Source organism: Bacillus sp. LM 4-2, from assembly GCF_000978495.1.
GTDB lineage: Bacteria > Bacillota > Bacilli > Bacillales > Bacillaceae > Bacillus > Bacillus subtilis.
Map to the genome: position 1 here is coordinate 560,455 of NZ_CP011101.1, position 25,487 is coordinate 585,941.

Annotated in this window: 28 protein-coding genes and 1 pseudogene; 15 read left to right on the top strand and 14 right to left on the bottom strand. The window is 41.5% G+C overall.

Going from position 1 to position 25,487, the window contains the following annotated elements:
- Positions 1–72 precede the first annotated feature (72 nt).
- From ydfH to bslm_RS02875, 3 genes are all read left to right on the top strand, one after another.
- Positions 73–1,296: a two-component system sensor histidine kinase YdfH gene (gene ydfH / locus bslm_RS02865; protein WP_010886422.1), complete on the top strand. Its 1,224-nt coding sequence runs from the start codon at positions 73–75 to the stop codon at positions 1,294–1,296.
- Positions 1,289–1,930: a two-component system response regulator YdfI gene (ydfI, locus tag bslm_RS02870; protein ID WP_003244318.1), complete on the top strand. Its 642-nt coding sequence runs from the start codon at positions 1,289–1,291 to the stop codon at positions 1,928–1,930. Before ydfH ends, ydfI begins: the two co-directional genes overlap by 8 nt.
- Before the next feature lie 115 nt (positions 1,931–2,045).
- Complete coding sequence (locus bslm_RS02875; RefSeq protein WP_003243548.1) at positions 2,046–4,220, top strand: MMPL family transporter; 2,175 nt, start codon at positions 2,046–2,048, stop codon at positions 4,218–4,220.
- A gap of 411 nt (positions 4,221–4,631) precedes the next feature.
- Here bslm_RS02875 and bslm_RS02880 read toward each other — a convergent pair whose 3' ends face one another.
- The 4 genes from bslm_RS02880 to mneP all read right to left on the bottom strand — a co-directional run bounded on the left by bslm_RS02880 (position 4,632) and on the right by mneP (position 8,331).
- The gene (locus bslm_RS02880; RefSeq protein ID WP_003242638.1) at positions 4,632–5,534 is read right to left on the bottom strand and encodes a carboxylesterase; all 903 of its coding nucleotides are present in this window, start codon (positions 5,532–5,534) and stop codon (positions 4,632–4,634) included.
- Between the two features lie 201 nt (positions 5,535–5,735).
- The gene (locus bslm_RS02885; RefSeq protein ID WP_003242513.1) at positions 5,736–6,425 is read right to left on the bottom strand and encodes a DUF554 domain-containing protein; all 690 of its coding nucleotides are present in this window, start codon (positions 6,423–6,425) and stop codon (positions 5,736–5,738) included.
- A gap of 89 nt (positions 6,426–6,514) precedes the next feature.
- Positions 6,515–7,327 carry a MerR family transcriptional regulator gene (locus tag bslm_RS02890; protein WP_003244218.1) on the bottom strand — a complete coding sequence of 271 codons (813 nt, stop codon included), beginning with the start codon at positions 7,325–7,327 and terminating at the stop codon, positions 6,515–6,517.
- A 110-nt stretch (positions 7,328–7,437) separates the two neighbouring features.
- Positions 7,438–8,331: a manganese transporter MneP gene (gene mneP / locus bslm_RS02895; protein WP_003244477.1), complete on the bottom strand. Its 894-nt coding sequence runs from the start codon at positions 8,329–8,331 to the stop codon at positions 7,438–7,440.
- 475 nt (positions 8,332–8,806) lie between these two features.
- Between mneP and bslm_RS02900 the strand changes: the two genes are divergently transcribed.
- From bslm_RS02900 to bslm_RS02915, 4 genes are all read left to right on the top strand, one after another.
- Positions 8,807–9,427 carry a nitroreductase family protein gene (locus bslm_RS02900; protein ID WP_003244392.1) on the top strand — a complete coding sequence of 207 codons (621 nt, stop codon included), beginning with the start codon at positions 8,807–8,809 and terminating at the stop codon, positions 9,425–9,427.
- Positions 9,428–9,442: 15 nt separating this feature from the next.
- Positions 9,443–10,381, top strand: coding sequence for a ring-cleaving dioxygenase (locus bslm_RS02905; RefSeq protein ID WP_003234172.1), 939 nt, complete (start codon positions 9,443–9,445; stop codon positions 10,379–10,381).
- Positions 10,382–10,482: 101 nt separating this feature from the next.
- Positions 10,483–10,872, top strand: a complete 390-nt coding sequence (locus bslm_RS02910) for a DoxX family protein (RefSeq protein WP_003234169.1) — start codon at positions 10,483–10,485, stop codon at positions 10,870–10,872.
- 185 nt (positions 10,873–11,057) lie between these two features.
- Entirely contained in the window at positions 11,058–11,396 is a 339-nt protein-coding gene (locus tag bslm_RS02915) for a thioredoxin family protein (RefSeq protein ID WP_003244013.1), read from the top strand.
- A 39-nt stretch (positions 11,397–11,435) separates the two neighbouring features.
- On the opposite strand, the gene bslm_RS02920 is transcribed toward bslm_RS02915, so the two are convergent.
- The 4 genes from bslm_RS02920 to bslm_RS02935 form a co-directional block, all read right to left on the bottom strand.
- On the bottom strand, positions 11,436–11,672 hold the full coding sequence (locus tag bslm_RS02920) for a spore germination protein (RefSeq protein ID WP_003244342.1): 237 nt from the start codon (positions 11,670–11,672) through the stop codon (positions 11,436–11,438).
- A gap of 204 nt (positions 11,673–11,876) precedes the next feature.
- A complete protein-coding gene (locus bslm_RS21610; protein ID WP_009969672.1) occupies positions 11,877–12,170 on the bottom strand; it encodes a hypothetical protein in 294 nt (97 codons plus the stop codon).
- A 33-nt stretch (positions 12,171–12,203) separates the two neighbouring features.
- A complete protein-coding gene (locus bslm_RS02930; protein ID WP_003244212.1) occupies positions 12,204–12,434 on the bottom strand; it encodes a spore germination protein in 231 nt (76 codons plus the stop codon).
- Positions 12,435–12,557: 123 nt separating this feature from the next.
- A complete protein-coding gene (locus bslm_RS02935; RefSeq protein WP_003234158.1) occupies positions 12,558–13,139 on the bottom strand; it encodes a DUF421 domain-containing protein in 582 nt (193 codons plus the stop codon).
- Between the two features lie 208 nt (positions 13,140–13,347).
- Between bslm_RS02935 and bslm_RS02940 the strand changes: the two genes are divergently transcribed.
- Complete coding sequence (locus tag bslm_RS02940; RefSeq protein ID WP_003234156.1) at positions 13,348–14,055, top strand: DUF421 domain-containing protein; 708 nt, start codon at positions 13,348–13,350, stop codon at positions 14,053–14,055.
- A 14-nt stretch (positions 14,056–14,069) separates the two neighbouring features.
- On the opposite strand, the gene cotP is transcribed toward bslm_RS02940, so the two are convergent.
- From cotP to bslm_RS02955, 3 genes are read right to left on the bottom strand one after another with little or no spacing between them, the layout of a single operon-like run.
- Positions 14,070–14,501 (bottom strand): spore coat protein CotP, encoded by a 432-nt coding sequence (gene cotP / locus bslm_RS02945; protein ID WP_015715315.1) that lies wholly within the window; start codon positions 14,499–14,501, stop codon positions 14,070–14,072.
- 12 nt (positions 14,502–14,513) lie between these two features.
- The gene (locus bslm_RS02950) at positions 14,514–14,756 is read right to left on the bottom strand and encodes a spore germination protein (protein ID WP_003234151.1); all 243 of its coding nucleotides are present in this window, start codon (positions 14,754–14,756) and stop codon (positions 14,514–14,516) included.
- A 13-nt stretch (positions 14,757–14,769) separates the two neighbouring features.
- Entirely contained in the window at positions 14,770–15,042 is a 273-nt protein-coding gene (locus tag bslm_RS02955; protein ID WP_003243854.1) for a spore germination protein, read from the bottom strand.
- A 354-nt stretch (positions 15,043–15,396) separates the two neighbouring features.
- On the opposite strand from bslm_RS02955, the gene bslm_RS02960 reads away from it, so the two are divergent.
- The 3 genes from bslm_RS02960 (at position 15,397) to bslm_RS02970 (ending at position 16,973) form a co-directional block, all read left to right on the top strand.
- Positions 15,397–15,996 (top strand): TetR/AcrR family transcriptional regulator, encoded by a 600-nt coding sequence (locus bslm_RS02960; RefSeq protein ID WP_046380798.1) that lies wholly within the window; start codon positions 15,397–15,399, stop codon positions 15,994–15,996.
- The gene (locus tag bslm_RS02965) at positions 15,993–16,337 is read left to right on the top strand and encodes a DoxX family protein (protein WP_046380799.1); all 345 of its coding nucleotides are present in this window, start codon (positions 15,993–15,995) and stop codon (positions 16,335–16,337) included. The genes bslm_RS02960 and bslm_RS02965 overlap by 4 nt, the downstream gene beginning before the upstream one ends.
- Before the next feature lie 162 nt (positions 16,338–16,499).
- On the top strand, positions 16,500–16,973 hold the full coding sequence (locus bslm_RS02970) for a GNAT family N-acetyltransferase (protein WP_003234145.1): 474 nt from the start codon (positions 16,500–16,502) through the stop codon (positions 16,971–16,973).
- A 10-nt stretch (positions 16,974–16,983) separates the two neighbouring features.
- Here the strand turns inward: bslm_RS02970 and bslm_RS02975 are convergent.
- A pseudogene (locus bslm_RS02975) lies at positions 16,984–17,249 on the bottom strand (HIT family protein).
- Between the two features lie 397 nt (positions 17,250–17,646).
- Here bslm_RS02975 and bslm_RS02980 point away from each other — a divergent pair.
- The 4 genes from bslm_RS02980 to bslm_RS02995 all read left to right on the top strand — a co-directional run bounded on the left by bslm_RS02980 (position 17,647) and on the right by bslm_RS02995 (position 22,020).
- Positions 17,647–18,672, top strand: coding sequence for a Gfo/Idh/MocA family oxidoreductase (locus bslm_RS02980; RefSeq protein ID WP_029725835.1), 1,026 nt, complete (start codon positions 17,647–17,649; stop codon positions 18,670–18,672).
- A 93-nt stretch (positions 18,673–18,765) separates the two neighbouring features.
- Positions 18,766–19,770 carry a LacI family DNA-binding transcriptional regulator gene (locus bslm_RS02985; protein ID WP_029725836.1) on the top strand — a complete coding sequence of 335 codons (1,005 nt, stop codon included), beginning with the start codon at positions 18,766–18,768 and terminating at the stop codon, positions 19,768–19,770.
- Positions 19,771–19,839: 69 nt separating this feature from the next.
- The gene (locus tag bslm_RS02990) at positions 19,840–21,183 is read left to right on the top strand and encodes a sugar porter family MFS transporter (RefSeq protein WP_046380800.1); all 1,344 of its coding nucleotides are present in this window, start codon (positions 19,840–19,842) and stop codon (positions 21,181–21,183) included.
- Between the two features lie 15 nt (positions 21,184–21,198).
- Positions 21,199–22,020, top strand: a complete 822-nt coding sequence (locus tag bslm_RS02995; protein ID WP_046380801.1) for a sugar phosphate isomerase/epimerase family protein — start codon at positions 21,199–21,201, stop codon at positions 22,018–22,020.
- Between the two features lie 71 nt (positions 22,021–22,091).
- Here bslm_RS02995 and vmlR read toward each other — a convergent pair whose 3' ends face one another.
- Positions 22,092–23,720 carry an ABC-F type ribosomal protection protein VmlR gene (vmlR, locus tag bslm_RS03000; protein ID WP_046380802.1) on the bottom strand — a complete coding sequence of 543 codons (1,629 nt, stop codon included), beginning with the start codon at positions 23,718–23,720 and terminating at the stop codon, positions 22,092–22,094.
- Positions 23,721–24,039: 319 nt separating this feature from the next.
- Positions 24,040–25,416: an amino acid permease gene (locus bslm_RS03005; RefSeq protein ID WP_014475969.1), complete on the bottom strand. Its 1,377-nt coding sequence runs from the start codon at positions 25,414–25,416 to the stop codon at positions 24,040–24,042.
- Positions 25,417–25,487 lie beyond the last annotated feature (71 nt).

Genomic DNA, 25,487 nt, shown 5'->3' on the forward strand with positions numbered 1-25,487 from the left:
TGCACGTTGAAATATGGGTTCGATTTTCATGAATCTCTATTCGGTGAAACAGGTAAAGGAAGTGGATAAGGTTTGCTTATAAGGAATCCTTTTAAAGATAAATATTACTCACATGATAGGCGGGCATTAAACATGCTTGCACTCAGAGTGCCGGGCCTGGCTTTTATTCTCATGATCTATATAGCCTCTATCGTGCTGCAATTTGTTTCTGGGGGCTGGTCCATTTTATTGCTTTATGCGTTTACCATATTAATCGCCATTTTTGCTTTGCTTCATTGGCACTCATATCGCTGGGTTAAGAAAAGAGTGATTCTGTATTTCGCGGTACAAGGTTTGATCACCTTTGCACTTGCTAATCTCATGACTGGCTTCTTTATACTTGTGATTATCGGCCTTTATGCATTTTTAATTGGACAAATTATAGGAATGGCAGACAGAAGAAGGACTTTTCTCATTCTTTATCTATTGCTGCTGCTGGTCATAAATTCGGCGTATCACCTTCATAAAGGTGAAGTTTTGCATTTTATTGTTATTGCTGCGCCGATCATGATTGTCATCATCACTTATGCCGCAACATTTTTTGCCCAAGTCGATGAAAAAATAAAAGCTCAATTGACTCTTGAAAGGCTGGAGCTGGCTCATCAGCAGGTAGAACAGCTGACGCTGCAGAACGAAAGACAGCGGATGGCCCGAGACTTACACGATACGCTTGCTCAAGGTCTTGTCAGTTTAAATATGCAGCTGGATGCGATTCATGTTCATCTCGCCAAAGGCAACACAGAGAGAGCGAAGGAAATCATACAACAATCGATGAAAAGAGTGAAAAGCACAATAGCTGATGCACGTTCAGCTATTGACGATCTCCGCAGCAAATCAGAAGAAATCGGTGTTTTAAAAGAAAGAATTACCTCGCTAATGGATCATTTTATAGAGTCGACAGGCATGGCTTGTTTATTAGATTACAGATTGCATCAGGTGCTGGATGTGCGTACAGCTGAAAACTGTTATTACATCATTGGAGAATGCATGACGAATGCGGCAAAGCATGCTGAGGCGAAAACAATCTGGATATCCATTTGGGATGATGAAAAGGGAAGGCTCCATTTAACAGTTAAGGATAACGGCAAGGGATTTGATGTTGAAAAAGGAAAGAAAAAGAGAGGACATTATGGGCTTCTTGGCATACAAGAACGCGTCAGGGCAATAAATGGCCAATTCAATATCAAGAGTACAAAATTGAAAGGAACACAAATTGAGATCACTGTACCAATTCAGGGAGAGATGCAAGATGAATAAGGTTTTAATCGTTGATGACCATCTTGTCGTGAGGGAAGGTCTGAAGCTTTTAATTGAAACGAATGATCAATACACCATTATAGGAGAGGCGGAAAATGGAAAAGTAGCAGTCCGTCTTGCAGATGAATTAGAACCGGATATCATTCTGATGGATTTGTATATGCCGGAGATGAGCGGGTTAGAGGCCATTAAACAAATAAAAGAAAAACACGATACCCCCATCATTATTTTGACTACATATAATGAAGATCACTTAATGATCGAAGGGATTGAATTAGGAGCGAAAGGATATCTGTTAAAAGATACGAGTTCAGAAACCCTTTTTCACACAATGGATGCAGCCATCAGAGGAAATGTGCTATTGCAGCCTGATATCCTTAAACGTCTGCAAGAAATCCAATTTGAGCGGATGAAAAAGCAGCGCAATGAGACGCAGCTGACAGAAAAGGAAGTCATTGTTCTAAAAGCAATTGCTAAAGGTCTTAAAAGCAAAGCGATTGCCTTTGATTTGGGCGTCTCTGAGCGAACAGTAAAGTCCAGATTAACGTCCATTTACAATAAATTAGGCGCGAATTCAAGAACTGAGGCAGTAACGATTGCCATGCAAAAAGGTATTCTGACAATAGACAACTAAACTGCATATTTGAAAATTGCCCAAACGTACATGCCCGAATGTACGTTTTTTTCATTTCATTGTCAACTACAATGAGAAAGAATGTGATCAAGCAATGTGTTGAAAGGAGATTATCATGTCAAAAATGTTATATACATTAGGAGGATGGGTTGCTCGCAATCGCATAAAAGCAATATGTGCGTGGATCGTTGTGTTAGTTGCTGCGATAGGCCTTGCAGTGACCTTGAAACCAAGTTTTTCTGAGGATATGTCCATACCTGACACACCTTCGGAAAAAGCGATGGATGTGATTCAAAAAGAATTTCCTCATGGTCCTGATAAAGGGAGCATACGGGTTATTTTCGGTGCTGGTGATGGGGAGAAACTTACTGGGAAGCCAGCAAAAAAAGCAATAGAAGATACGTTCAAAGAAATCAGTAAAGATGATTCTGTTGACTCGATTGCAAGTCCTTTTGTGACAGGGACAATCGCGAAAGATGGCACAGTTGCCTATGCTGATATCCAGTATAAATCATCAGCAGATGATATAAAGGATTACTCTATCAAACACTTAAAAGACAGTTTGAAAATGGCTGATGATGAAGGATTGCAAACTGAGCTAAGCGGAGATGTACCGGGAGCGGAGATGGAGATAGGCGGTGTCTCTGAAATTGTCGGCATTATCTTGGCTTTTGTCGTTTTAGCCATTACATTCGGTTCTTTATTAATAGCAGGTTTGCCGATTTTAACTGCACTGATTGGTTTAGGTGTAAGTATTGGACTGGTTTTGATTGGGACACAAGTATTTGATATTGCTTCTGTCAGTCTTTCATTAGCCGGAATGATTGGCCTTGCTGTTGGTATTGATTATGCTTTATTTATTTTTACGAAACACCGCCAGTTTTTAGGCGAAGGCATACAAAAGAATGAATCAATTGCGAGAGCCGTGGGAACAGCGGGAAGTGCAGTGGTTTTTGCCGGACTTACTGTTATCGTTGCACTTTGCGGATTAACTGTCGTTAACATTCCTTTTATGTCTGCGATGGGGCTGACAGCAGGGCTTAGTGTACTGATGGCTGTTTTGGCTTCCATCACACTTGTGCCTGCGGTCTTATCGATTGCAGGGAAGCGGATGATTCCGAAATCAAACAAGAAAATAGAAAAACAAAGCACTGAAACAAATGTCTGGGGACGCTTTGTCACCAAAAATCCTATCATGCTAAGTGTATGCAGCATTCTGATTTTGATCGTCATTAGTATCCCATCTATGCATTTGGAACTGGGCTTGCCTGATGCTGGGATGAAAGCTAAGGATAATCCGGATCGCCGGGCATATGACTTGCTTGCCGAAGGCTTTGGAGAAGGATTTAATGGCCAATTAACAATCGTAGCGGATGCCACAAATGCTACAGAAAATAAGGCGGAGGCTTTCGCAGATGCAGTGAAAGAAATAAAGGGCTTAGACCATGTAGCAAGTGTCACTCCTGCAATGCCTAATAAAGAAGGGAACTTTGCCATCATTACGGTCGTTCCTGAAACAGGTCCAAATGATGTCACAACGAAAGATTTGGTACATGATGTACGCAGTTTATCAGATAAAAACGGAGTAGATTTGCTTGTTACTGGATCAACTGCAGTGAATATTGACATTTCAGATCGCCTGAATGATGCGATACCGGTGTTTGCTGTACTTATTGTTGGCTTTGCGTTTGTATTGCTGACCATCGTTTTCCGTTCGCTGCTTGTGCCGCTTGTTGCTGTTGCAGGTTTCATGTTGACGATGACAGCCACTCTTGGAATCTGTGTATTTGTCTTGCAAGACGGGAATCTCATCGACTTTTTCAAAATACCTGAAAAAGGGCCGATACTCGCGTTCCTGCCGATTTTATCGATTGGGATTCTGTTCGGGTTAGCCATGGATTATCAAGTATTCCTTGTCAGCAGAATGCGTGAAGAATATGTAAAAACAAACAATCCAGTACAAGCCATTCAGGCTGGATTAAAACACAGTGGTCCTGTTGTTACAGCAGCCGGCTTGATCATGATCTTCGTTTTTGCAGGATTTATCTTTGCAGGCGAAGCTTCTATTAAAGCCAATGGGCTGGCTCTTTCCTTTGGTGTACTCTTTGATGCCTTTATTGTAAGAATGACACTGATTCCAAGTGTCATGAAGCTGATGGGGAATGCAGCCTGGTATTTGCCGAAATGGTTAGACAAGATTATTCCGAATGTGGATATAGAAGGGCATCAACTGACAAAGGAAATACAGCCGGAAATAGATCATGAACAAAAGAAACAAATCAGTGTGTAATAGAAAAAGCAGATCTTTTATGATCTGCTCTTTTGCTTATGGTAGTATTTAGAAGATGAAGTCGGCAGTTAAAAGGAGACGCTTATGGCGCCATCACTCATTTTCGATATGGATGGAACTTTGTTTCATATTGGCAGAAGCTGCATCATACTAGCAGGCATCCCAGGAGAAGTGACATGATTTTTTGACTTTGCATTCACTACTTGATGCCAAGGATCTTGAGAATCCTTCTTGAAAATAAAGGATTTTACAACTGATCATATAAGAAACCTAAAGAAACAAGCACACAAAACCAGCTGCGGGTTTTGTCCAAGAAAAATAGAGTCCATAAGAGGGACTCTATTTTTTGAAGTGCCCGGCTAGAAGCATATTGCAGGACTTTATGAATGCAAATCACTATCTTATAAGCCCTTACCGTGAAATGCCTGTTTCTGCATTGAAAAAACGCATTACACGTTCATTTACGTAAGTGGGTTGTTCCATCGATAAAACATGTCCGGCATTTTTAATGACTTCCGCCTCAATATCTGGAACGAATGAAGAGGCTCGGTGCAGGGCTGAGTGGGGATCATAGATGACTTCATGTTCACCAAGTAATAATAGGATAGGAACTCTTGCTGAACGTAATTCCTCATCGGTAAAAACATACGGAAATCCGTCGGCATTAGGATTTGGATTTCTTGATCCATCCTGCCACATTACCCCTGCCTTAAACTGCTTCACAAAAATCGGGTGCAGCACATTCTGATCATTCATCATCCAATTTAAGAATGTTTCAACTCCATTTGACGCTGTAAGGCCAAGAGCGTATTTGTAGAAATCGTGATGAAATGGCAAAAACGTTTCTGCCGGACTCAGTATAGCTGCGCTTTTTACTCTCTCAGGCATACGTAAAAGGAAATTCATCGTATGGAGACCGCCAAGCGAAAGTCCGATCATGTGGGACTTTTCGATCCCCAGATTGTCAAACACATCAAGAAGCCAATTGGCGTAATCCGTTCTTGTACCGCTTACATTCTCAGGAATACTCTTGTTTTTATCACCTATGATATCAACTGCATAAGTTCTGTATTTACTGCTCCAATCGGCGATGTTGGGATACCACATCGTCGAGCTGAATAATGCTCCGTGGAGTAATACAAGCGGCGGGGCATCCTCTGGGCCGCTTGCAATCACATGTGTTTGACCAAAACGAGTAGATATATAGAATGATTTACAACGGACCGGCCAAAGACTAAGGCTTTCATTATAAGTTTGATAATAGCGGATACCGTTGTCACTTAATTCGGGAATACTAGATGAATGGTTTGACATACAAATGCCCCTCCCAATTTTGTTTAAATGAATGTGCCGTTTCGTGATGGGGAATCTGATTTTGATATAACAGACTTTATTTACAATATAATACAGTTGTTATTAGACGTCAAATCCAAGATGAAAAGGAAAAAAACGATTGAAACAGATTATTGAAAATCAATATAACAGAATATTAACCTCCTTTGTGGAGCCGCTTCATTAAAACCGCAATCCAAATGCATGAATCACAAAAATCACAACAGGAGGGATCAGGAGGGAAGGCAGCAGATTCAGTGTTTTGAACTTCTTGATTCCAAGAATGCTTAGACCTGAACTGAGGATGAGTATGCCTCCCACAATTGTGATTTCATTAATAAGGTCTGTATTGATTGCGCTCTCCATTACTTGTGCAAATAAATAGATGGAGCCCTGCCAGGAAAATAATACAAGTGCGGCAGCCGCTATTCCAAAACCAAAAGTTGAAGCGAGCACAATGGAGGTGATCCCATCTAACATCCCGTTTGTCAGAAGGTATGTATAATCTCCATGCAAAGCGGCTTCAACAGGGCCTAATATTGACAGCGAACCTATACAAAATAATAAGACCGCAGTTGATAAGCCCTCTGCTAAATTGCTTTTAGAAAATTTGTTCACCAGCTTGTTGAATCGTAATTCTAAATTGATGATCTGGCCTAGCAAACCTCCAATGGCTAAACTCACGATGAATAGAATGGGGTATTTACTATCAGGCAAATGCTGTGTAATGGCGTTGATCCCCAGTGCGACCGCAGCGAATCCCATTGCCTGCATCAAAATATCCTGGTATTCATCTTTAATGCCTTTTTTGAATATCCCCCCGATTATGCTTCCTGCAATGATCATCACTGTGTTAAAAATCGTTCCAAACATAAGCTTTCTCCTCCAAAAATCATTCCTGCATAAAAAATAAACCCTCTAGTTAGTAGAGAGTCAAGGGAGATCAAAACATATTCATGAGATTATTTGATGGGCAGCAGGATTTCAGTCACGTAATTATCTAGGTTATTCGTAATGCCATAATCAATGAGTGTGATTTCGATTGAGTCCCCTGCTACCTCATAATGATGTTCTTTCATATATGCCAGTAATTTTTTGTAGTATGGTTCGGCTTCTGGATGTGACCCTTTAAACCTAATTTGCAGATATTCTCTTGAAGGAAAGATGATTTCTGAAGAAGTTTTTTCATTTTCATCTTCAAGAATCATAAATATACTGGAATATTTGTCAAACTGTTTTGCTTTCACATTTGCTGCAGAAATGGATAAACCAATCTTGCCTATGAATATATCTTCGTTTACATTCAGGTGGGTTCTCAATTCAGCTAACGAATGTTCGATATCATGGCCGAGAACATATTCATGCTGCAAATAGGCCACACGCATTGCGGGAAGTTTGATTTTTGAAATTTGATGTAACGGCATGTTAACGGCATCTTCTATATGTGTGATGCGTCGGGAGATCTTTCGTTCAATGCGTTCCAATTCTTTCTTCTTGCGATCAATTTCAACCTGCTGGCTTTTTAGTAAATGAAGAAGAGTGTTTGTATTTTGAGAGTTATAAAAATCAAGAAGCTTATTGATTGGCAGGCCTAGGGCCCTCAAATACTTGATGGTATCCAGCCGCTCAAACTGTTGGGTAGAATAATATCTATAGTTCGTTTGCTCATCTTTATATTCCGGTTTCAAAAGGCCGATTTCATCATAATACCGAAGAGCAGAGATTTTCACATTGAATAACTTTGACACTTCTCCAATCGAAAAAAATTCCTTCATTCTAACAACCTTTCTGTCCTATGATTGATATACACACATTATATAGTACGGCGAGTACTAAAGGTAAAGTTTGCAGCATAAAGAAAAAACTCCTTCTAAAAAGGAGCTTTTCATTCTTCGAAATAAGGATTTACATGGATGAGCACTTCTTCTACATCTGAAAACTGTCTTTTGATTTCATTTCGAATTTCGCGGGCAATGTCGTGTCCCTGCTTAATTGTCAAATCATGATCCAAAGATAAACGGACATCAAGCAATTTATAGTGGCCATGTTCTCGCGCGCGGATTCTATCAATTCGTTTTACCTGATCACATTGAAAAATAACAGCTTTATATTCCTCTATCAGCTCGGGATCAACACTCTTTTCCATGAGCACATCAACAGACGGCCTGATTAATTCCATTGAAATCTTAAAAATGAGGTAAGCAACGATTGCACTGGCAATGGCATCGGCGTACAACAGATAGGACCATCCACGGCTGTTTCCGATGATAGCCAACAGGACGCCGATAAAAGCGGCAAGAGAGGCAACGATATCGCCTTTATGATCGTACGCAATCGCTATAATCGCTTTGCTGTTCCATTTTTTCCCTTGCTTTATAGAATAACGATATAAGATTTCCTTAGCCACGTACGAAATCAGAGCCGCAAACAATGCGCTGTATTGGGGAACGCTTGGCCCTTTAACAAAGGACAGAATCGCTTCTATGAGGATATAAACGGATACGATCACTAAGATAATTCCTACAATCGCCTCACTAATGACTTCAGCTTTTCCGTGACCAAAAGGATGGTCTTGATCGGGCGGTTTATTGGAAATTCCGATCACTGCCAAGACTGCAATCGAAGCAACGACATCTGCCGCGGAATGTATTCCGTCTGCAAACACGGCTTCACTATCGCCTACCAGCCCAAAAAAGACCTTTCCTGCCATTAAGATCAGATTGGCGATCAATGCAATCAAAGCAACTTTTCTGCTTATTTGTTCTCTTTCACTTGCCATTTTTTCCTCCTATAAAACTGCACAAAAAAATAGGAGTGCTCTATATACGCTCTCCGTATCATTTCCTGTGTAATCACTTTGTTTATCATACCAATTCAATTTCGAGTGGGTCTATAGCAACGTTGTTTCCTGTTTACTAATAAATAAGGTGACAGAAAAAAAGTTGGAGCTATGCTAAAAAGGTCATACAGCAAACAAATGAGTTCTTATGTAACAACAGTGATGATTCGCTATTAAAATGCTGCCGTCAGTGAAAAATTTCCACCTAATTTTCAAAAACCTATTGACATGAGAAGATCTGTATTTTACTATTATCTCATATTCAAGATATTTTAATTTGAGATATTTGGTCGGAAAGATCAGCGATCAAGCGCAACTCTAAGTGTTCAATCGTTGTCAGTTCTTTTACACAATATTCAATATGATTTTTTATAACATAATATCTCGAATTCGAGATAAAAGGGAGTGTAGCGTAATGGCTGAATTTACTCATTTAGTCAATGAAAGACGATCTGCAAGCAATTTTCTTTCAGGTCATCCAATCACAAAAGAAGATCTCAATGAGATGTTTGAATTGGTTGCATTGGCACCATCGGCTTTTAATTTGCAGCATACAAAATATGTGACGGTTCTTGACCAGGACGTAAAGGAAAAGCTGAAGCAGGCCGCAAACGGACAATATAAAGTGGTTAGCTCTTCTGCGGTTCTCTTGGTATTAGGGGATAAGCAGGCATATCAACAAGCGGCCGATATCTATGAAGGTTTAAAGGTATTGGGGATATTAAATAAGCAAGAGTATGACCACATGGTGCAAGACACCGTTTCGTTTTATGAAAACAGGGGAGAACAATTTAAGAGAGATGAGGCGATAAGGAATGCTTCACTTTCTGCGATGATGTTTATGCTGAGTGCTAAGGAAAAAGGCTGGGATACCTGCCCGATGATCGGCTTTGATGCGGAAGCCGTAAAACGGATTTTGAACATAGACGACCAATTTGAGGTTGTCATGATGATTACGATTGGAAAAGAAAAAACAGAGAGCAGAAGACCGCGCGGCTACCGGAAGCCTGTGAATGAGTTTGTTGAGTATATGTAAAAGGAGCGGATAAAAATGGCTAAAAAAACGATGGGAATTCATCATATTACAGCGATTGTCGGTCACCCTCAAGAGAACACAGATTTTTACGCAGGAGTGCTTGGGCTTCGTTTGGTCAAGCAAACTGTCAATTTTGATGACCCAGGTACGTATCATCTTTATTTTGGGAATGAAGGCGGGAAGCCGGGAACAATCATTACCTTCTTTCCGTGGGCCGGAGCCCGCCAAGGCGTCATTGGAGACGGTCAAGTTGGCGTGACTTCGTATGTCGTGCCGAAAGGGGCTATGGCATTTTGGGAAAAGAGACTAGAAAAGTTCAACGTTCCCTACACCAAAATCGAGCGCTTTGGGGAACAATATGTAGAATTTGATGATCCTCATGGACTGCACTTAGAAATCGTGGAAAGAGAAGAAGGAGAGGCTAATACGTGGACTTTCGGAGAAGTAACGCCCGATGTTGCCATTAAAGGTTTTGGGGGTGCAACCCTATTATCAGAGCAGCCTGACAAAACCGCTGACCTTTTAGAAAACATCATGGGGCTGGAGCGAGTCGGCAAAGAAGGAGACTTCGTTCGTTATCGTTCCGCCGGTGATATCGGAAATGTGATTGACCTTAAGTTAACGCCTATTGGCCGCGGGCAAATGGGGGCCGGAACGGTGCATCACATCGCTTGGCGGGCTAACGATGATGAAGATCAGTTAGATTGGCAAAGATATATTGCTTCCCACGGATATGGTGTAACTCCTGTTCGGGATAGAAACTACTTTAATGCCATTTACTTCAGGGAACACGGGGAAATCCTGTTTGAAATCGCAACTGATCCCCCAGGCTTTGCACATGATGAAACACAGGAAACAATGGGCGAAAAACTGATGCTGCCTGTGCAATATGAACCGCATCGCACACAAATTGAACAAGGGCTGCTGCCGTTTGAAGTAAGAGAGTTAGATTGATTTGACACATAAAAAATAAAGAAACATATATTCAATTGATGATTGCTGGATGGTACTGTCAGCAAAGAATCAGATAAAATCAAAGATGAGGAGAGATACAAATGGAAGATGCAGGACTGTTGCTTATTCGTATAATGATTGGTGTGGTGTTTTTGTTTTATGGCACACAAAAATTATTCGGCTGGTTTGGCGGATACGGGATTAAAGGAACCGGACAATGGTTCGAATCAATTGGGGTGAAACCAGGAAACGTTGCGGCCGCTCTATCAGGTCTTGGGGAGTTAGTAAGCGGAATTCTATTTATTTTAGGCGTATTCCTCCCGCTTGGAGCTGCTATCATAACAATCATCATGTTAGGTGCTATCGTAAAAGTCCATGGAGCGAAAGGTTTTGCGAATGGCGCCGGAGGTTTTGAATATAACCTGGTGCTCATTGCAGTTTCCATAGGGGTTGCACTCATCGGTTCAGGAGCTTACGCTTTGCATTTTTAATACGAAAGTATGTAAGAACAGTTGCTGCTTGTCAGTAACTGTTCTTTTATTTTCACATTTTCGGCAAGCTTGCAGGTACTCTGCAAAGCAAAAAAGCGGATATCATAAATATAAATCTGTATAGTGAATGATACGTATTGATGAGCTTGGTCATGAAAAACAGACCTATTTGAAGGAGTAAATGGATGAAAGAGATGACAGGATTACATTCATTAGTTTCTATAGAAAACTTTATCAAACAGCACAAATTCAGTTTTATTTATATATCAAGGCCTGGCTGTACAGTATGTCACGCAGTTCTGCCCCAGCTCAGAATAGTATTGGATCAGTTTCCAAACATCAAATTGGGGCATATCAATGCTGACGATGTAGCAGAGGTCGCCGGCAGATTTTCAGTTTTCACCGTTCCTGTGCTTCTTTTGTTCATTGATGGGACTGAGTTTCTAAGAGAAGCCCGTTTTGTTCATTTTGAACAGCTTGAACAAAAGCTGAAAAGGGTTTATCGATTATATGAAGGCGAATAAAGGAATAAGGCAAAAAAAGAACTCAAATGAGTTCTTTTTTTATTCTTCACTAGGCGAAGAAGGGTTATCAACCTGCCCTTGATCACTTGTATCATTATCACAACTTGCTGAAATAATAATTGAATGAGAAGGAGAGTAATCTCCTAATGTGAAATTCACTCCGTAATTTTTGCTGTTCGCAGTATGGCTGTTTTGCAAGTTTTGTCCGATATCTGTATTGGCGTTTTGTGTCATTCCATTTATCGTGAGATTTGAGATGTTGATTTGAGATCGCATGCTTCAAAAACTCCTTTCACTCAGAAGTAGCTGTCATAAAGGACGCTGGCAGTCTATTTACTTCTATGATATTGCGTTTTTATATCATTGCATCAACATAATGGTAAAAATAATAGCGAGTGAATGATCATCTTTTGAAGATGATCAACCTATCAGCAGAAATAAAGCCGCCTGATAAAGAGGCGGCAGATCGTTATATGTCATCTATGAATTTGATGTATCGTTTTTCGTTTGCCTGAAGGATAAGATAGTCGTTTTTAATGATGAGTAGGAGCCTATAGCAGCGTAGCCATAAAACCAGCCCATAAATACGCCAGAAAAGAGGCTGTGTCGATGGCTTATGAAAACAGAAATGACAAGGCCTGTTATTAAGGCAACTGACGGTACAAAAGTTTTGGGGATTTTCAATAATATTTTGAGGATTTGGGTTATCAATATGATGATTGGAACAGCTATCACAGCATCCCAAAAGTTCGTGTGAATAATTGGAAAAGCCATACGGCACCTCATGAAGTGTTTATTTCTTAATTTTTACGCTAAAAGCTTGGAAAGCAGCTCTTGGATCGCATATGTTACATTTTGGGCTTGATTGGCGGAGCTTGTTTGGCTTAAAGCATTGGATTCAAAAACCAAACCTGTATTACTCCCACCGGAACCCTCTGTTGTTTTAGACACAGAGAACGGGCTGATGGAAACTGCAAATCCGTTATTAAAAACGCTGTTCCCGGATATCGAATGAATATAAACTGGGAATTTCATCATTCATCTCTCCTCTCTGTTATGACTGTTTATACAATATGGTGTGTGAGCAGCAGTTGCTTAAACAAAACGGCAAAAACTTTCAGTAAGAGACAAAAACCTGCAAAATGCCACAAGCGCCTTTTGTTAATGCAGCTTTTTAGGGACGTTTTTTTTATTTTTTTTGCCAACTTCATCAAAAATATTCTGATTGCCAGACTGGGCTTGTCCGTCCTTATTTATGAAATCGGGGTGAATGAGTTTTTTCAGATCCCTGACTGTTAAAGGCTTGGCGTCATCAGTTAATTCTATTCCTAATTGCCCGTTTGCCTCTAATGTCGCAATTTTGACATCTTGTATAGCCGTAACGCCGTGAAGCCTTAGCTGCATTTCAAGCTGGTCAGCTGTAAGTCTCATCTTCTTTAAGTTTTCGATATGAAGCTGTCCGTTTTCAATGACGATTTTTGCTTTTCCGGTTAACATCTTTTCAATGGTGTTCGATTTCATTTGGATCCATTCCATAACGATGAGTGTGCTTGTGAAAATTGCCGCTGCAATTAATGTTTTGAAGAGGCTGTACTCGATGATTGGCTGAACGATAATAGTTCCGATCGAAATCATGACAACCGTTTGAGTCGACGTCATTTGTGCGATTGATTTCCTTCCTGAAATTCTCAGCAAAATGACCCCGGCTACAATGAGAACAAGAGATTCCCAAGTGAAATTCATGCTACCACCTGACCAATGATGAATTAGATTTGTCATGGGATTGGCTTTTCTTCCGGCCAATCGCAATTTAATATATCCGAAAGGCAGTCGGTTCATTCTGTCCTGAACCGAACAATATTTTTGGTATAGATGGATATATTAAGCCAAACAATGATAGCAACAGGAGTTTTTTGGCCGAAACAATCTGGGAAGCGGGGAGCGCCATAACATGATTGAACTTGAAGTTGTCATTAGAACGGTTGCCAGCTTTGGCTTGCTGTTAATCGCAGAACGAATTTTAGGCAAACAGACAATCTCTCAAATGACGATTTTTGATTTTATTGCGGCGATCACACTAGGGGCGATTGCTGCCGGATTAGCTTACAATACTTCAATAAAACCGCACAATATGGCCATTTCGTTTAGTATTTTTGTGCTAACCATTTTTCTAATTTCGTTTCTGTCGATAAAGAACAGGAAGCTGAGGAAATTTTTTGCCGGAGATCCAACAGTGCTGATTCAAAACGGGAAGATACTTGAATCAAATATGAGGAAAATGCGTTACACACTTGATTATTTAAATCAGCAATTACGGGAAAAAGAAATATTTAATATCGAAGAAGTTCTTTTTGCCATTCTTGAAACGAATGGTCAGCTGACTGTGTTAAGAAAACCGCAATTCCGGCATGTGACCAAACAGGATTTAATGATTGCGGTAAACCAAGAACAAAGGCTTCCGATAGAACTTATTATGGACGGAGAAATCATTGAGAATAATTTAAAGCAGAATCGTTTGACGGAATCCTGGCTTTTGGAAGAATTGCGAAAAAGAGACATAAAGGTGAAAGAGACCGTGTACGCAGTGCTGCTGGGTAATGGGGATATTTATGTGGATCAATATAAAGACCATATATCAGTCCCTATGGATAAGGAATGAAGGAACAATCAATCTTAAAGCCCCTTATTGAACGCAATGGTTTCAACTTGTCTTGGGTACGAAATATGCAGAAGCCCGTTTAACAGCTGAATCTGTAACAAATGAGTTTCAGCGGCTTCGGGAAGCTGAATGATTCGCTCAATTTCTCCGTAATACCGTTCACGCAGCACTTCCATTTCGGCTGGAAAAACAGGCGTGATCGTTCCTTTGATCAGCAGCTGGGTTTTAGACAGTAAACGGATCGTTAATTCTTCCTCATACACACCGGGCATTTCCACAATGATAAAATTATATTCCTCATCTTGATAAAAGTCATAAACAAACGTAGAAGCTTCGGAATCAAAAAAATGTTCCGGGGCTTTATATTTGAGCACATTTGTCCAAAAGTCACTTTGTTTATATTCATTCGTAATCTCAAGCCACTTTCGAATTTTTTCGAAATCCATATGAGATTCTCCTTAAATTTGATTTGAAATCGGCGCAGAAGGGTTTCCGATTTGGTCTTGGTCACTAACGTCTGAATCAATATTTCCAGTGTTCAAAAGTGAAGACGTAGGCGAAAGATCCCCTAAGGAAAAGTTTGCTCCAAAATATTTGCTGTTCGCAGTATGGCTGTTGTGCACAGTCGGACCGACATCTATATTTCCGTTTTGCGTGACGCCGTTGATCTTAATATTTGCGATATTAATTTGATATGGCATAGACGAAACCCCTTTAATCTAAAATTGGCGGTGGTGCAATCGGAGGAGCATTAACGTTGGATGTATCAGAGTTGCCGATAGATGTCTGGTCATTTACATCAGGATCGTTTAAGAAGTTTTCCATTACGGATTCTGTAGGTGATGTATCACCGAAAGAAGAGTTGGTCCCTTGAGATTTTTGATTGTTGGTAGGGCTGTTATAAGCAGCTTCGCCTATTGTAATTGAACCATTGCCCGAAATACTGTTGATCTTCAAATAATATAGGTTGATTACTGTAGACGGCATCCCATCACACCCTTCCATCTTTCTGTACAGTACATTATGCGCCGCTGCACCCAATTGTTCCTAGCATTTGCGGGCAAAACTCTATCTGGCCCTGGAGTGATGCTCGTTAGAAAAAAGAATAAAGTTTGTCACAGCCTGAATGTCAATCTATTCAGCAAATACTTATCAGTGAATGAAAAGCCATTGATATAGGAAGCAATGAATTGATTCAGTTATTCGAAATGCATGAGACCTTTTAATAAAGGAAGCTGGCAAACAGGATCAGTTTGAAATCATTGACAATGAAGCTAATGTCATGAAATAATACTCGTTAGTAACATTACTTGCGAGTATTATTTTTGGGGGTGGTCCTCGTTGAAAAGTAAAAAAGGACGTAAAGGGGAAGAAAGCCGGAAACGGTTACTCAAAGCTGCCGCTAATGAATTTTCGATTCGGGGATTCCATGACGCGAAGGTAAGTGAAATTGTAAAAAAAGCTGGGTTCACGCAGCCTTCATTTTACCTGTACTTTCAAAGCAAAGAAGCCATCTTTGAGGAGTTAATCACCGATTTTCACTTCCGAGTAAGAAAGCTGACAGAGTCACTTCTTCTGGAAAACGGATTAAACACGGAGGATGTGACAAAACGGGTGCTGTCTGCTGTGGAATCTGTTTTTCAATGTCTGGCTGAGGACAAGGATTTAACCAAGATCGGCTTTTTTCTCAACCCGGAAGCAAAACAAATGAAAAAAGACTTGGCGATGGTTTTGAAAGAGAACTTAGAAGCAGAACAGCGGCTTGGCTATTTTCACTCTGAGCTGGATATGGAAACTGTCGCTGAGTGTTTGATCGGCATGATTGAACATTTAACCGATTCATTTTTGTTAACCGGAATCAAAGATCCGGCAAGCCTCGCAGCAGAGGTTGTGAATCTTTTAATATACGGGATGCTTCCGAAAGGGAATGACGTAAGATGATATCTATTATGATGAAAGTCAGTTTGGCAGTTTTTATGCTTGCGGGAGGCATCATAAAGGTAAGCCGTGTTCCCTTTCAAGTTGAGCATTGGCGGCATTATCAATATCCATTATGGTTTCTGACTGTTACCGGCATTCTCGAAATAGCCGGGGCACTTGCTATGACAGCGGGAATTTGGAATCGGTATGCAGCGATTGGAGCAGGTGTTCTGTTTGTCGTTCTCATGGCGGGAGCAACTCATGCGCATATGTTTCGAGCAAGACAATCGGTCATCATGGCGATACCAGCGATGATTTGTTTGATTGTTTCTATCATGATCATCATGGGGAGTTACACGTAAGCTTTTCACTAATGTTTAAGAACAAGCCCATTTGCAGGAAATCTCCTTTTCTTATCGAATAATAGAAAGTCCAGGAATTAACTGAATCAGTAAAATAGAGCTCCATTTCTGTGTTATTCGTCTGGCATCAGCTGGGCTTTTTTTATAAAGGAGGAATACAGGATGGCATTCACTTTGGAAGACATGACTGAGGAAGAGTTCGAAGCCTTTCGCGGGATGTCCGTGCAAAATTTTGCGAAACAAAACATAACGTCAGGAACTTGGACGGAAAAAGAGGCGTTTGAGAAATCGGAGCAGGCATATGAAAACATGATTCCGAATGGGCGAGACAGCAGTAATCATTATTTTTGGAACATCACAAATGACCAAGGAGAAAGAATGGGCTGGCTCTGGCTGTATGCTGATCCATTACATCCGCAAAAGGAAGCGTTTATCTATTCCTTTGGATTGTATGAAGCCTTTCGCGGAAAAGGACTTGCTCAATTGGCGCTTCAAACGCTTGATGAAAGAGCAAGAGAGCTTGGTGCGGAAAGGCTGGCTCTACATGTATTTGCACACAACGAGACAGCCGTCTATCTTTATCAGAAGATGGGCTATGCCATGACCAATATACGTATGCGGAAACAGCTATGCTGATAAAAGCTGCTTACTTAAGCGGCTTCCCAAACACAATATGCCAATGTAGATGTTTAGAGTCCTGGTAAGCTCCTGAGTTGGTGATCACACCGCTTTTTTCTTCCGTCATCATGGAAGCGATCTTTTGAATGATACCCATTAATTCAAGAAGCAAGTCATGGTCGTTCTCTTCTAGAGTGATCAATGAGGAAATATGTTTCTTAGGGACAGCCACAATATGGACTGGATAAAAAGGCTTTGTATGTAATCAGCCAATACGTAATCTGTCTCTAGCACCTTCTTTACTTTCGTTTTGCCGCTAAATACTTCATCTCAGTAAAAGTCTTCAGTCATATCATCCTCACTTTGTTTGTTTCATTTCATATTCTGCTTTTCTTCATCACCTTCTTCTATTGCGGGAAATTTCCACCTGAGGTGCCGCACACCCTCGGTATTTTTTTGCTCCCTAAATTCCTAACCCATCGCAGGCTTGAACGGCGGCTATAGGAGAGGTTGGCTTTAAAAACAGAAAAAAAGATTGACCTGTAAAATGTAAGGGGTTACAATTGAAAACAATTAGGAAAGACTTTCCTTCATTAATAAACTAATATTATAGCAATTTCATGATTTGTTTTTTTATATGAGATAATCAAGGAAAGACTTTCCTTATATTTGCAGAATGGGAGTGGTGCTGATGGGAAATGTACAGGTTGGGCTATTAGGTGCGGGACGGATGGGAGCTTTCCATGGAGAGAGTATTGCGTTTCGTGTGAAAGGAGCAGATTTGTATGCAGTTGCAGATCCGGTTCCGGGGAATGCAGAAGCATTTGCAAAAACAATCGGCTCAAATATTAAAGCGTTTACAAATCCGTTAGAAATGCTGGAGCATCCTGATATTGATGCGGTCATCATTGCTTCGCCGGCAAGGACGCATGCAGCAAACATTATGGCAGCGGCAAAGAAGGGGAAAGCTGTATTTTGTGAGAAACCGATGGCTGTCACACTGGAAGAAGCGGATGAAGTCATAAGGGTAGTAAATGAAGAGTCTGTTCCGCTTCAGATCGGTTTTAACAGACGTTTTGCTAAAGGCTTTCGCAGTGCATATGAGGAAATCCGTGCAGGAAAAATCGGAACGCCTCAGTTAATGCGTTCCATTACAAGAGACCCGGCACTCGGCGATCCAACACCAATTCCTCAATGGACGATCTTCTTAGAGACGCTGATTCATGACTTTGATACGTTACTTTACCTCAATCCAAATGCGAAGCCGATTGAAGTCTATGCCTCGGCTGATGCGCTTGTCAGGCCTGATTTTAAAGACAAAGGATTTTTGGATACGGCAGTAGTCACGATCAAATTTGATAACGGAGCGATTGCAACGGCGGAGGCAAACTTTCAAGCGGTTTATGGATATGATGTCCGCGGAGAGGTGTTTGGGTCTGAAGGCATGCTGACCATCGGAGATCTCCGCCATACAAACATGACAAGGTATAACAAAGACGGAGTCAGCTACAACACGATTCGCTACGACCAAGATTTATTATTTGATGCTTATGTTGATGAGTTACAATCGTTTGTTGACGCTGTTCGAAATAATTCACCAACCTCAGTAACAGGTGAAGATGCGCGTGCAGCACTTGCCATTGCCGCAGCTTGTATAGAGTCTTGCAAAACGAAGCAGCCTGTCACGTTAAAAAATGGAGTGCCGCAAACGGTTTGAGTATTTGATAGAAGAAGCGCCTTTTTAAAAAGAAATTCTGGTAAGCATTCGTTTATACTAAAGAGGATCTATTATATAAAGGTGGCCTTCTTAATGAAAACAACCATTTATGATGTTGCTAAGGAAGCAAACGTTTCAATCTCTACGGTTTCAAAGGTTCTGAATAACACAGGCAATATAAGTGAGAAAACCAAAAATAGAATTTGGAAAGTGATTGAGGAGCTTCAATATCAGCCAAGTGTTGTAACGTCAGCGAGAAAAATGATGAAGACCATCGGGCTGCTCATTCCTGACATCGCCAATCCTTTTATGGCCGAACTTGCCCGAGCTGTGGAGGACAGCGGCCGTAAAAAGGACTTCAGCGTCATCATATGCAGTACGGACAACGATTCGCTGAGAGAAGAAGAATATATCGCCATGCTGAAGCAAAAGCATGTAGACGGCATTATTGTGGCGACGGGCCTCAAAAACAGTCAGGCGATACGGGAACTGATTGAAAGCGACATGCCGGTTGTCATGCTATCGAGAGATATACCGCACCTGCCTGTAGACACTGTAGTTGCGGATGATTTTAAAGGGGGATACGAGGCAGCCGTCCATTTAGCCCAATTAGGGCATACTAATATAGCTGTCATAGCAGAAAAGATTAACAATACATCAATCAAAAATCGTGTCCTCGGCTTTCAAGAAGGACTGCAGGTTTCAGGAATCCAAATCGATGAATCAGCCATTCTAGACTGTCCATATGATTTGTCAGCCAGTAAAGACATCAGTTTAAAGCTGCTTAATCAAAAACAAAGGCCGACGGCTGTCTTTGTGACGACTGAGCTGCTTGCTTTAGGCGTTTTGCAGGCTGCAAGGCAGCTTCATATTCCTATTCCTTCATCTCTTTCTCTGATTGGGTTTGATAACAGCATCCTTGCAAAGATCAGTGATCCCCAATTAACAACTATCGCACAGCCGACTGAAGAAATGGGGGAAAAAGCAATTGAACTGCTGATGGACGGCATGGCCGATTCAAAACAAAAGAAAGTGATACAGCGCGTGATGCTGTCTCCTTCATTAATTGTACGGGATTCAACCGCATCACAGTTATGACGATTTGGGGGATCTTTGAGAGATCTCCCTTGCTTAAACGTTTAAATACAATGAGTCGGAGGTTTCTTGATGACGTCCAAAAAGGCTTATATCAGTCTCATTTACTTTTTCGGGGCATTAGGAGGTTTGCTGTTCGGGTACGATACGGGTGTAATATCCGGCGCGCTGCTGTTTATAAGAGAAGACATGGAGCTGTCGCCATTACTAGAAGGATTAGTTGTCAGCGGAGTGCTGATCGGTGCTTTAGCCGGAGCAGCCTTTTGCGGAAGATTTTCCGACCGCTATGGCAGGAAAAAAACAATCATCTGGCTGGGGGTGCTTTTTACAATTGGAGCCATTGGTACAGGTTTAGCTCGTAATATCGGAATATTGTTACTATTCAGAATAGAACTGGGCATAGCAGTTGGAGGAGCTTCTGCAATCGTTCCTTTATATCTGTCAGAAATGGCGCCTGCTGCGATCAGAGGCAGAATTGCTTCATTGAATACATTGATGAATTCCTTCGGGATTCTCATGGCTTATATTGTAAACTTCGTTTTTTCATCTTCCGGCAGGTGGGATCTGATGCTCCTATTAGCAGTGATTCCATCCTTCATTCTCATGGCCGGTATGTTTTTTATGCCAGAAAGTCCGCGATGGTTGTTGCAGAAAAAAAGTGAGGAGGAAGCACGCCATATTTTGCTTCTGACGAGAGATCCGAAAACAATCGATGCTGAGATCCGCAGTATGAAAGAGATTAAGACGAAAGAGCGTGTTTCCATATCAACTTTATTATCTCCGGCAATCAGGCCGATCTTATTTATCGGTATTGGGGTCGCCATCTTTCAGCAAGTAATAGGCACAAATACGATTATTTATTATACACCGACCATCTTAGAAAATGCGGGGTTCGGCGCTTCTAGTGCCATCACGGGAACCATCGGCATCGGCGTCATCAATGTCTTATTTACGATCCTTGGCTTGCTGCTGATTGATATGATAGGGCGAAGAAATCTCATGCTGATCGGCAATGTCGGAATGTCCTTGGCACTTGGTATTTTGGGTGTCAGTACGCTATTCTTTCATGCACCCGGGTGGCTACTGTTATCCTGCTTATGCTTGTTTATGGTAGCGTATTCAGCAAGCTGGGGAATGGTCGTTTGGGTTGTGCTGGCTGAAATTTTCCCGTTACAGATCAGGGGGACGGCGCTGGGAATCGCAAGTACCTGTCTGTGGCTGGCGAATATTGCAGTGTCGCTGTCCTTCCCGCTGCTTTTAGATCTGATCGGTACAGGTTCTTTATTTCTCATGTACGGCGCCATTGGCATTCTTGCCTTTCTCTTTGTTTATCAATTTGTGCCGGAGACAAAAGGCAAATCATTGGAGCAAATTGAGGGAGAAATCATGGCAAAGAATACAGTTTCACCTTTATAAAAGGGGGATTTCAATATGGAAAGAGAATATGGTATATGCTTATGGACTTTTGGCAGCATTCCATTTGAACAAAAATGCCGGCTGGCTGCAGAAATTGGAGTAGACGGAGTGGAGGTTGAAGGAGATATTTCGCTGAATCCGAGAGACCTTGCCGAGACACTTGCTGCTCATCATGTAAAGGTTTTATCAATAACACCAAGGAATGTGGATATTTCAAGCGCAAATGAAGAGGTTCAGTTAAAGGCTGTACAGTATTACTTCGATTTATTAGACTGGGCTGTGGCTTTAGGAGCTCCTCGTATCTGTCTTCACGGTGATGTCGGCAAAGTGAGAGGGAGCGGGGATGAGGCGAGGGATTGGAGTTTATTGGTCGAAAGCGCTAAAAAGATCCTGGCCAGAGCGGAGGAATTACAGATTCAGGTTGTATTTGAAGTATTGAACCGATACGAAAATCATCAAGTGGTCACTGGGGAAGAAGCATTGCAATTAATAAGTGATGTCGGCAGCCCCAATCTCTATGTTCTTCTCGATGCGTATCATATGAACATAGAAGAAGCTGACCCTGTGAAAGCCATTGAATTGACAGGGCAGAAACTCGGCGTTTATCACGTGGCTGATTCAAATCGCCAGGCCATCGGAAACGGCCATGCGAATCTGGAAAGGCAAATCGAAGCGCTTCATTCTATCGGTTATAAAGGCCCGATTATTATGGAGATGGTGGCAGCTGGACCAGACCCGTTCACCCCGATCAAAGGAAATGACTATTTGGAAGCAGTGGCAGGGTACTATAAGTCATCATTAGAGACATTAAGGTCATGGGAAGGCTTGAACATATAAAGAAAAAAGGACAACAGCTGTTGTCCTTTTTATTGCCATGCGTCTTTATATCCATAGAGGTTCTCACGGCTTCAATCCAGCTCTTTTATTCGTTTCGTAAGCTCATTGAAAGCCTGATCAAGCTCCTTATACCCTTTATCATTTGGCGTCATAAAACTGAGCTTTCCCAGCACTTCTTGTCTTTCTGTCTCAAGCTTTAAGCGAAGCTCCTCCCGCTCATTTCTTTCAGAAGGAGCGGCGTCATTTAACTGCTTTTCGATGCCATTGTTCGAGATGACGAGTTTACTGTTTGTTGTTTTTTCGAGAAAGTATCGGTCATGTGAAACCGCCAGCAATGTGCCGCTGTATTGTGATAGTGTTTCTTCCAGCTGTTCGCGTGACGGCAGGTCGAGATGGTTTGTCGGCTCATCTAAAATCAGCACGTCTTTTTCCTCCAGAATATATGCCATCAGCTTGATCTTTACACGCTCACCCATACTCATATGCTTGATCGGTTCAGTCCATTGGGCGGCTGTAAAACCTAAGTGCCTCATCAGATTTTGAACGTGCCCCCTTGCTTTGAATGTTTCATTCTTAAATAACTCTTCCGGTGTTTGTTCTAAAGGCAAATCAAACACCTCCTGCGTTAAATAGCCGATGTTTGCGGACGGCGACACCCATACGCTTCCTTCTGCTGTTTCCTGTCCAAGAATGATGTTCAGTAATGTCGTTTTTCCGCTGCCATTGGGGCCTATGATCGCAACCTTTTCGCCGTGCTGAATCGTAAAGTTTGCGTTTTTAAAGAGGGTCCTTTCTCCAAACGCTTTTGTTACATTCTGAACTTCTAAAAAACGTTTTCCTGTTTTGTGGGTTGTATCGATTGAAAAGCGGACTGTATATTCTGGGGTAACGGGTTCCGCCTTTGCTTTTTCAAGCTCTTTTTCAAGCCGCTTCTGCTTGGATTTTATCTGGGCATCCGTACGCTTCGCTTTTACCCGGTGATATTCTTTAAACCCTTCCTTTTTCGTCGATTGAGCATGGGCTTTTTCCGACCAAGAAGCGAGCCCATTCATTTGTGCTTCAATCCGTTCAATCATTTTTTGCTGCTTTTCATATTCACGCTGCTGGGTGAGTCTTTTCTTCTCCCGGAACTTCATATACCCGGAGTAATTCCCTTTGAATTCAATCAGCGTCTGATCCTCAAGCGACCATATTTTTGTTGCGGCTTCGTCTAAAAAATATCGATCGTGAGAAACGAGAATCACAGTGCCGTTATAATGTTTCAGCTGTTGGATGAGAAATTGCAGGCTTTTTTCATCAAGGTGGTTTGTCGGTTCATCTAACAGCAGCAGATCTGCATCCTCTGATAGTCCTTTCGCCAGCCGCGCTTTTAGTTTTTCACCGCCGCTTAACTGATGAAAATCACGAAGAGGCACATGCCATTTCTCCAGTAACTTCTTTTCGGCAGGTGTCTGATCCGCAAAGGAATATGCCGCTGTTTCCTGTTCAACCAAAGCCAGTTTTATATCCTTTCGAAGGATTTGACCCTGTGCAGGGGCTAAGTCATTGTGAATGAGGTGCAGCAGCGTAGATTTCCCAGCGCCGTTTTTTCCGATAATCCCAATGATATCTCCTTGCTGAACACTGGCATTTACATGTTTAAAAACAGTCAGATCCTTTACTTCATAGCTAACGTTTGTTAATGTTACGATCTCTTTCATCCATATCCCTCGCTTTAAAGGGAGAATAAAAAAATCCTCCCAAATGTGTTGGAAGGATTAGCCGTGCCTGTGCATGATCAATAAGCTATTTTTTATAAATAGCAGTGTCGTTTATATAGAAAATGGGCAGACTAATCCTATTTTTTTGATTTGAAATATTGATTTCAAACGGTAAAAATAAGATTAGTTAATCATTGTCCACCCATCATCCCTTCTTGTTTTGATTACAAACACTATAGCATACCTTCAAATTCAAAAGCAAAGGTCATTTTCATCAAAAAAACTCCTGCTCTCATTTTTGAGGCAGGAGTTTCGAGTGTTATTGATGCTTCGCTTTTCTCACTTTATAAATCACAATCAGCAAAATAAACCAAACCGGTGTGACAAATAAGGAAACACGAGTATCCTGTGCCAGTGCCAGCACAACCAGAACAAACGCCAGGAACGCAAGAATCAGGTAATTTGTAAACGGATAAAGCGGAAGCTTAAACTTGTTTGTTTTCGCTAATTCAGGTCTTGTTTTGCGGTATTTCATATGGCAGATGACCGTAATTCCCCAAATGTAGATAAAGCATACGGTTGAAATACTTGTGATCAGGGTGAATACGCCTTCTGGCATGATGTAGTTTAACGTAACACCGATTAAAATCACGATAGCTGAAAAGAATAAAGCATTTCTTGGCACTTTACGCTGAGTCAGTTTCGCCATTGACTCAGGCGCATTGTGATCTTTCGCCAGGGAATAGACCATACGGCTTGTACTGAATACAGCGCTGTTGCACGCTGAAGCAGCGGAAGTCAATACAACAAAGTTGATAATACTTGCAGCCCCGACGATGCCAACCGCGACAAATACTTGTACGAATGGGCTTTCGCTGGGATTGATGACATCCCAAGGATAGATGCTCATAATCACGAGAAGAGCCCCGATATAAAAAAGCAACACACGGACAGGAATATTGTTGATCGCCTTAGGGATTACTTTTTCAGGATTTTCTGTTTCACCGGCCGTAAGCCCGACAAGCTCAATGCCGACAAAAGCAAACACAACCATCTGGAACGAGAGGATAAACCCGTGCATGCCATTCGGGAACAGGCCTCCGTGGCTCCAGAGGTTTGTGAAGCTGGACACTCCTGAGCTTGTGGAAAAGCCTTTGAAAATCATCACAAGGCCAATGACGATTAACGCCAAAATGGCAATGACTTTAATCAAAGCGAACCAAAATTCTAATTCTCCAAAAAGCTTGACTGTCGCCAGGTTCATAATCAGTAAAATAATTAGAGCGATTAAGCCAGGCACCCATTGCGGCACACCCGGGAGCCAATATTGAGTGTAGAGCCCGACTGCTGTCAGATCAGCCATCGCAATGGAAATCCAGCAGAACCAATATGTCCAGCCGGTGATAAATGCTGCCATATCGCCTAGGTAGTCTTGTACAAAATCCACAAAAGAGTGATAGTTCAAGTTTGATAACAGCAGTTCACCCAGCGATCTCATAATTAAAAAGCAAATGATCCCTGTGATCATATAAGCAAATAAAATCGAAGGTCCGGCAAAATGAATCGATTTGCCCGAGCCGAGAAATAAGCCTGTCCCAATGGCTCCGCCGATGGCGATGAGCTGGATATGCCTGTTTTTCAAGCCTCTCTGCAACGTTTGCTGATTTATATTGTCTTTCGTCATGTCGTCTGTCACTTTATGTGTTCCTCCATTGAAAATTGTTTATTGAGTCAGCAATCTATTTTTAATGATTATTATAACACTAA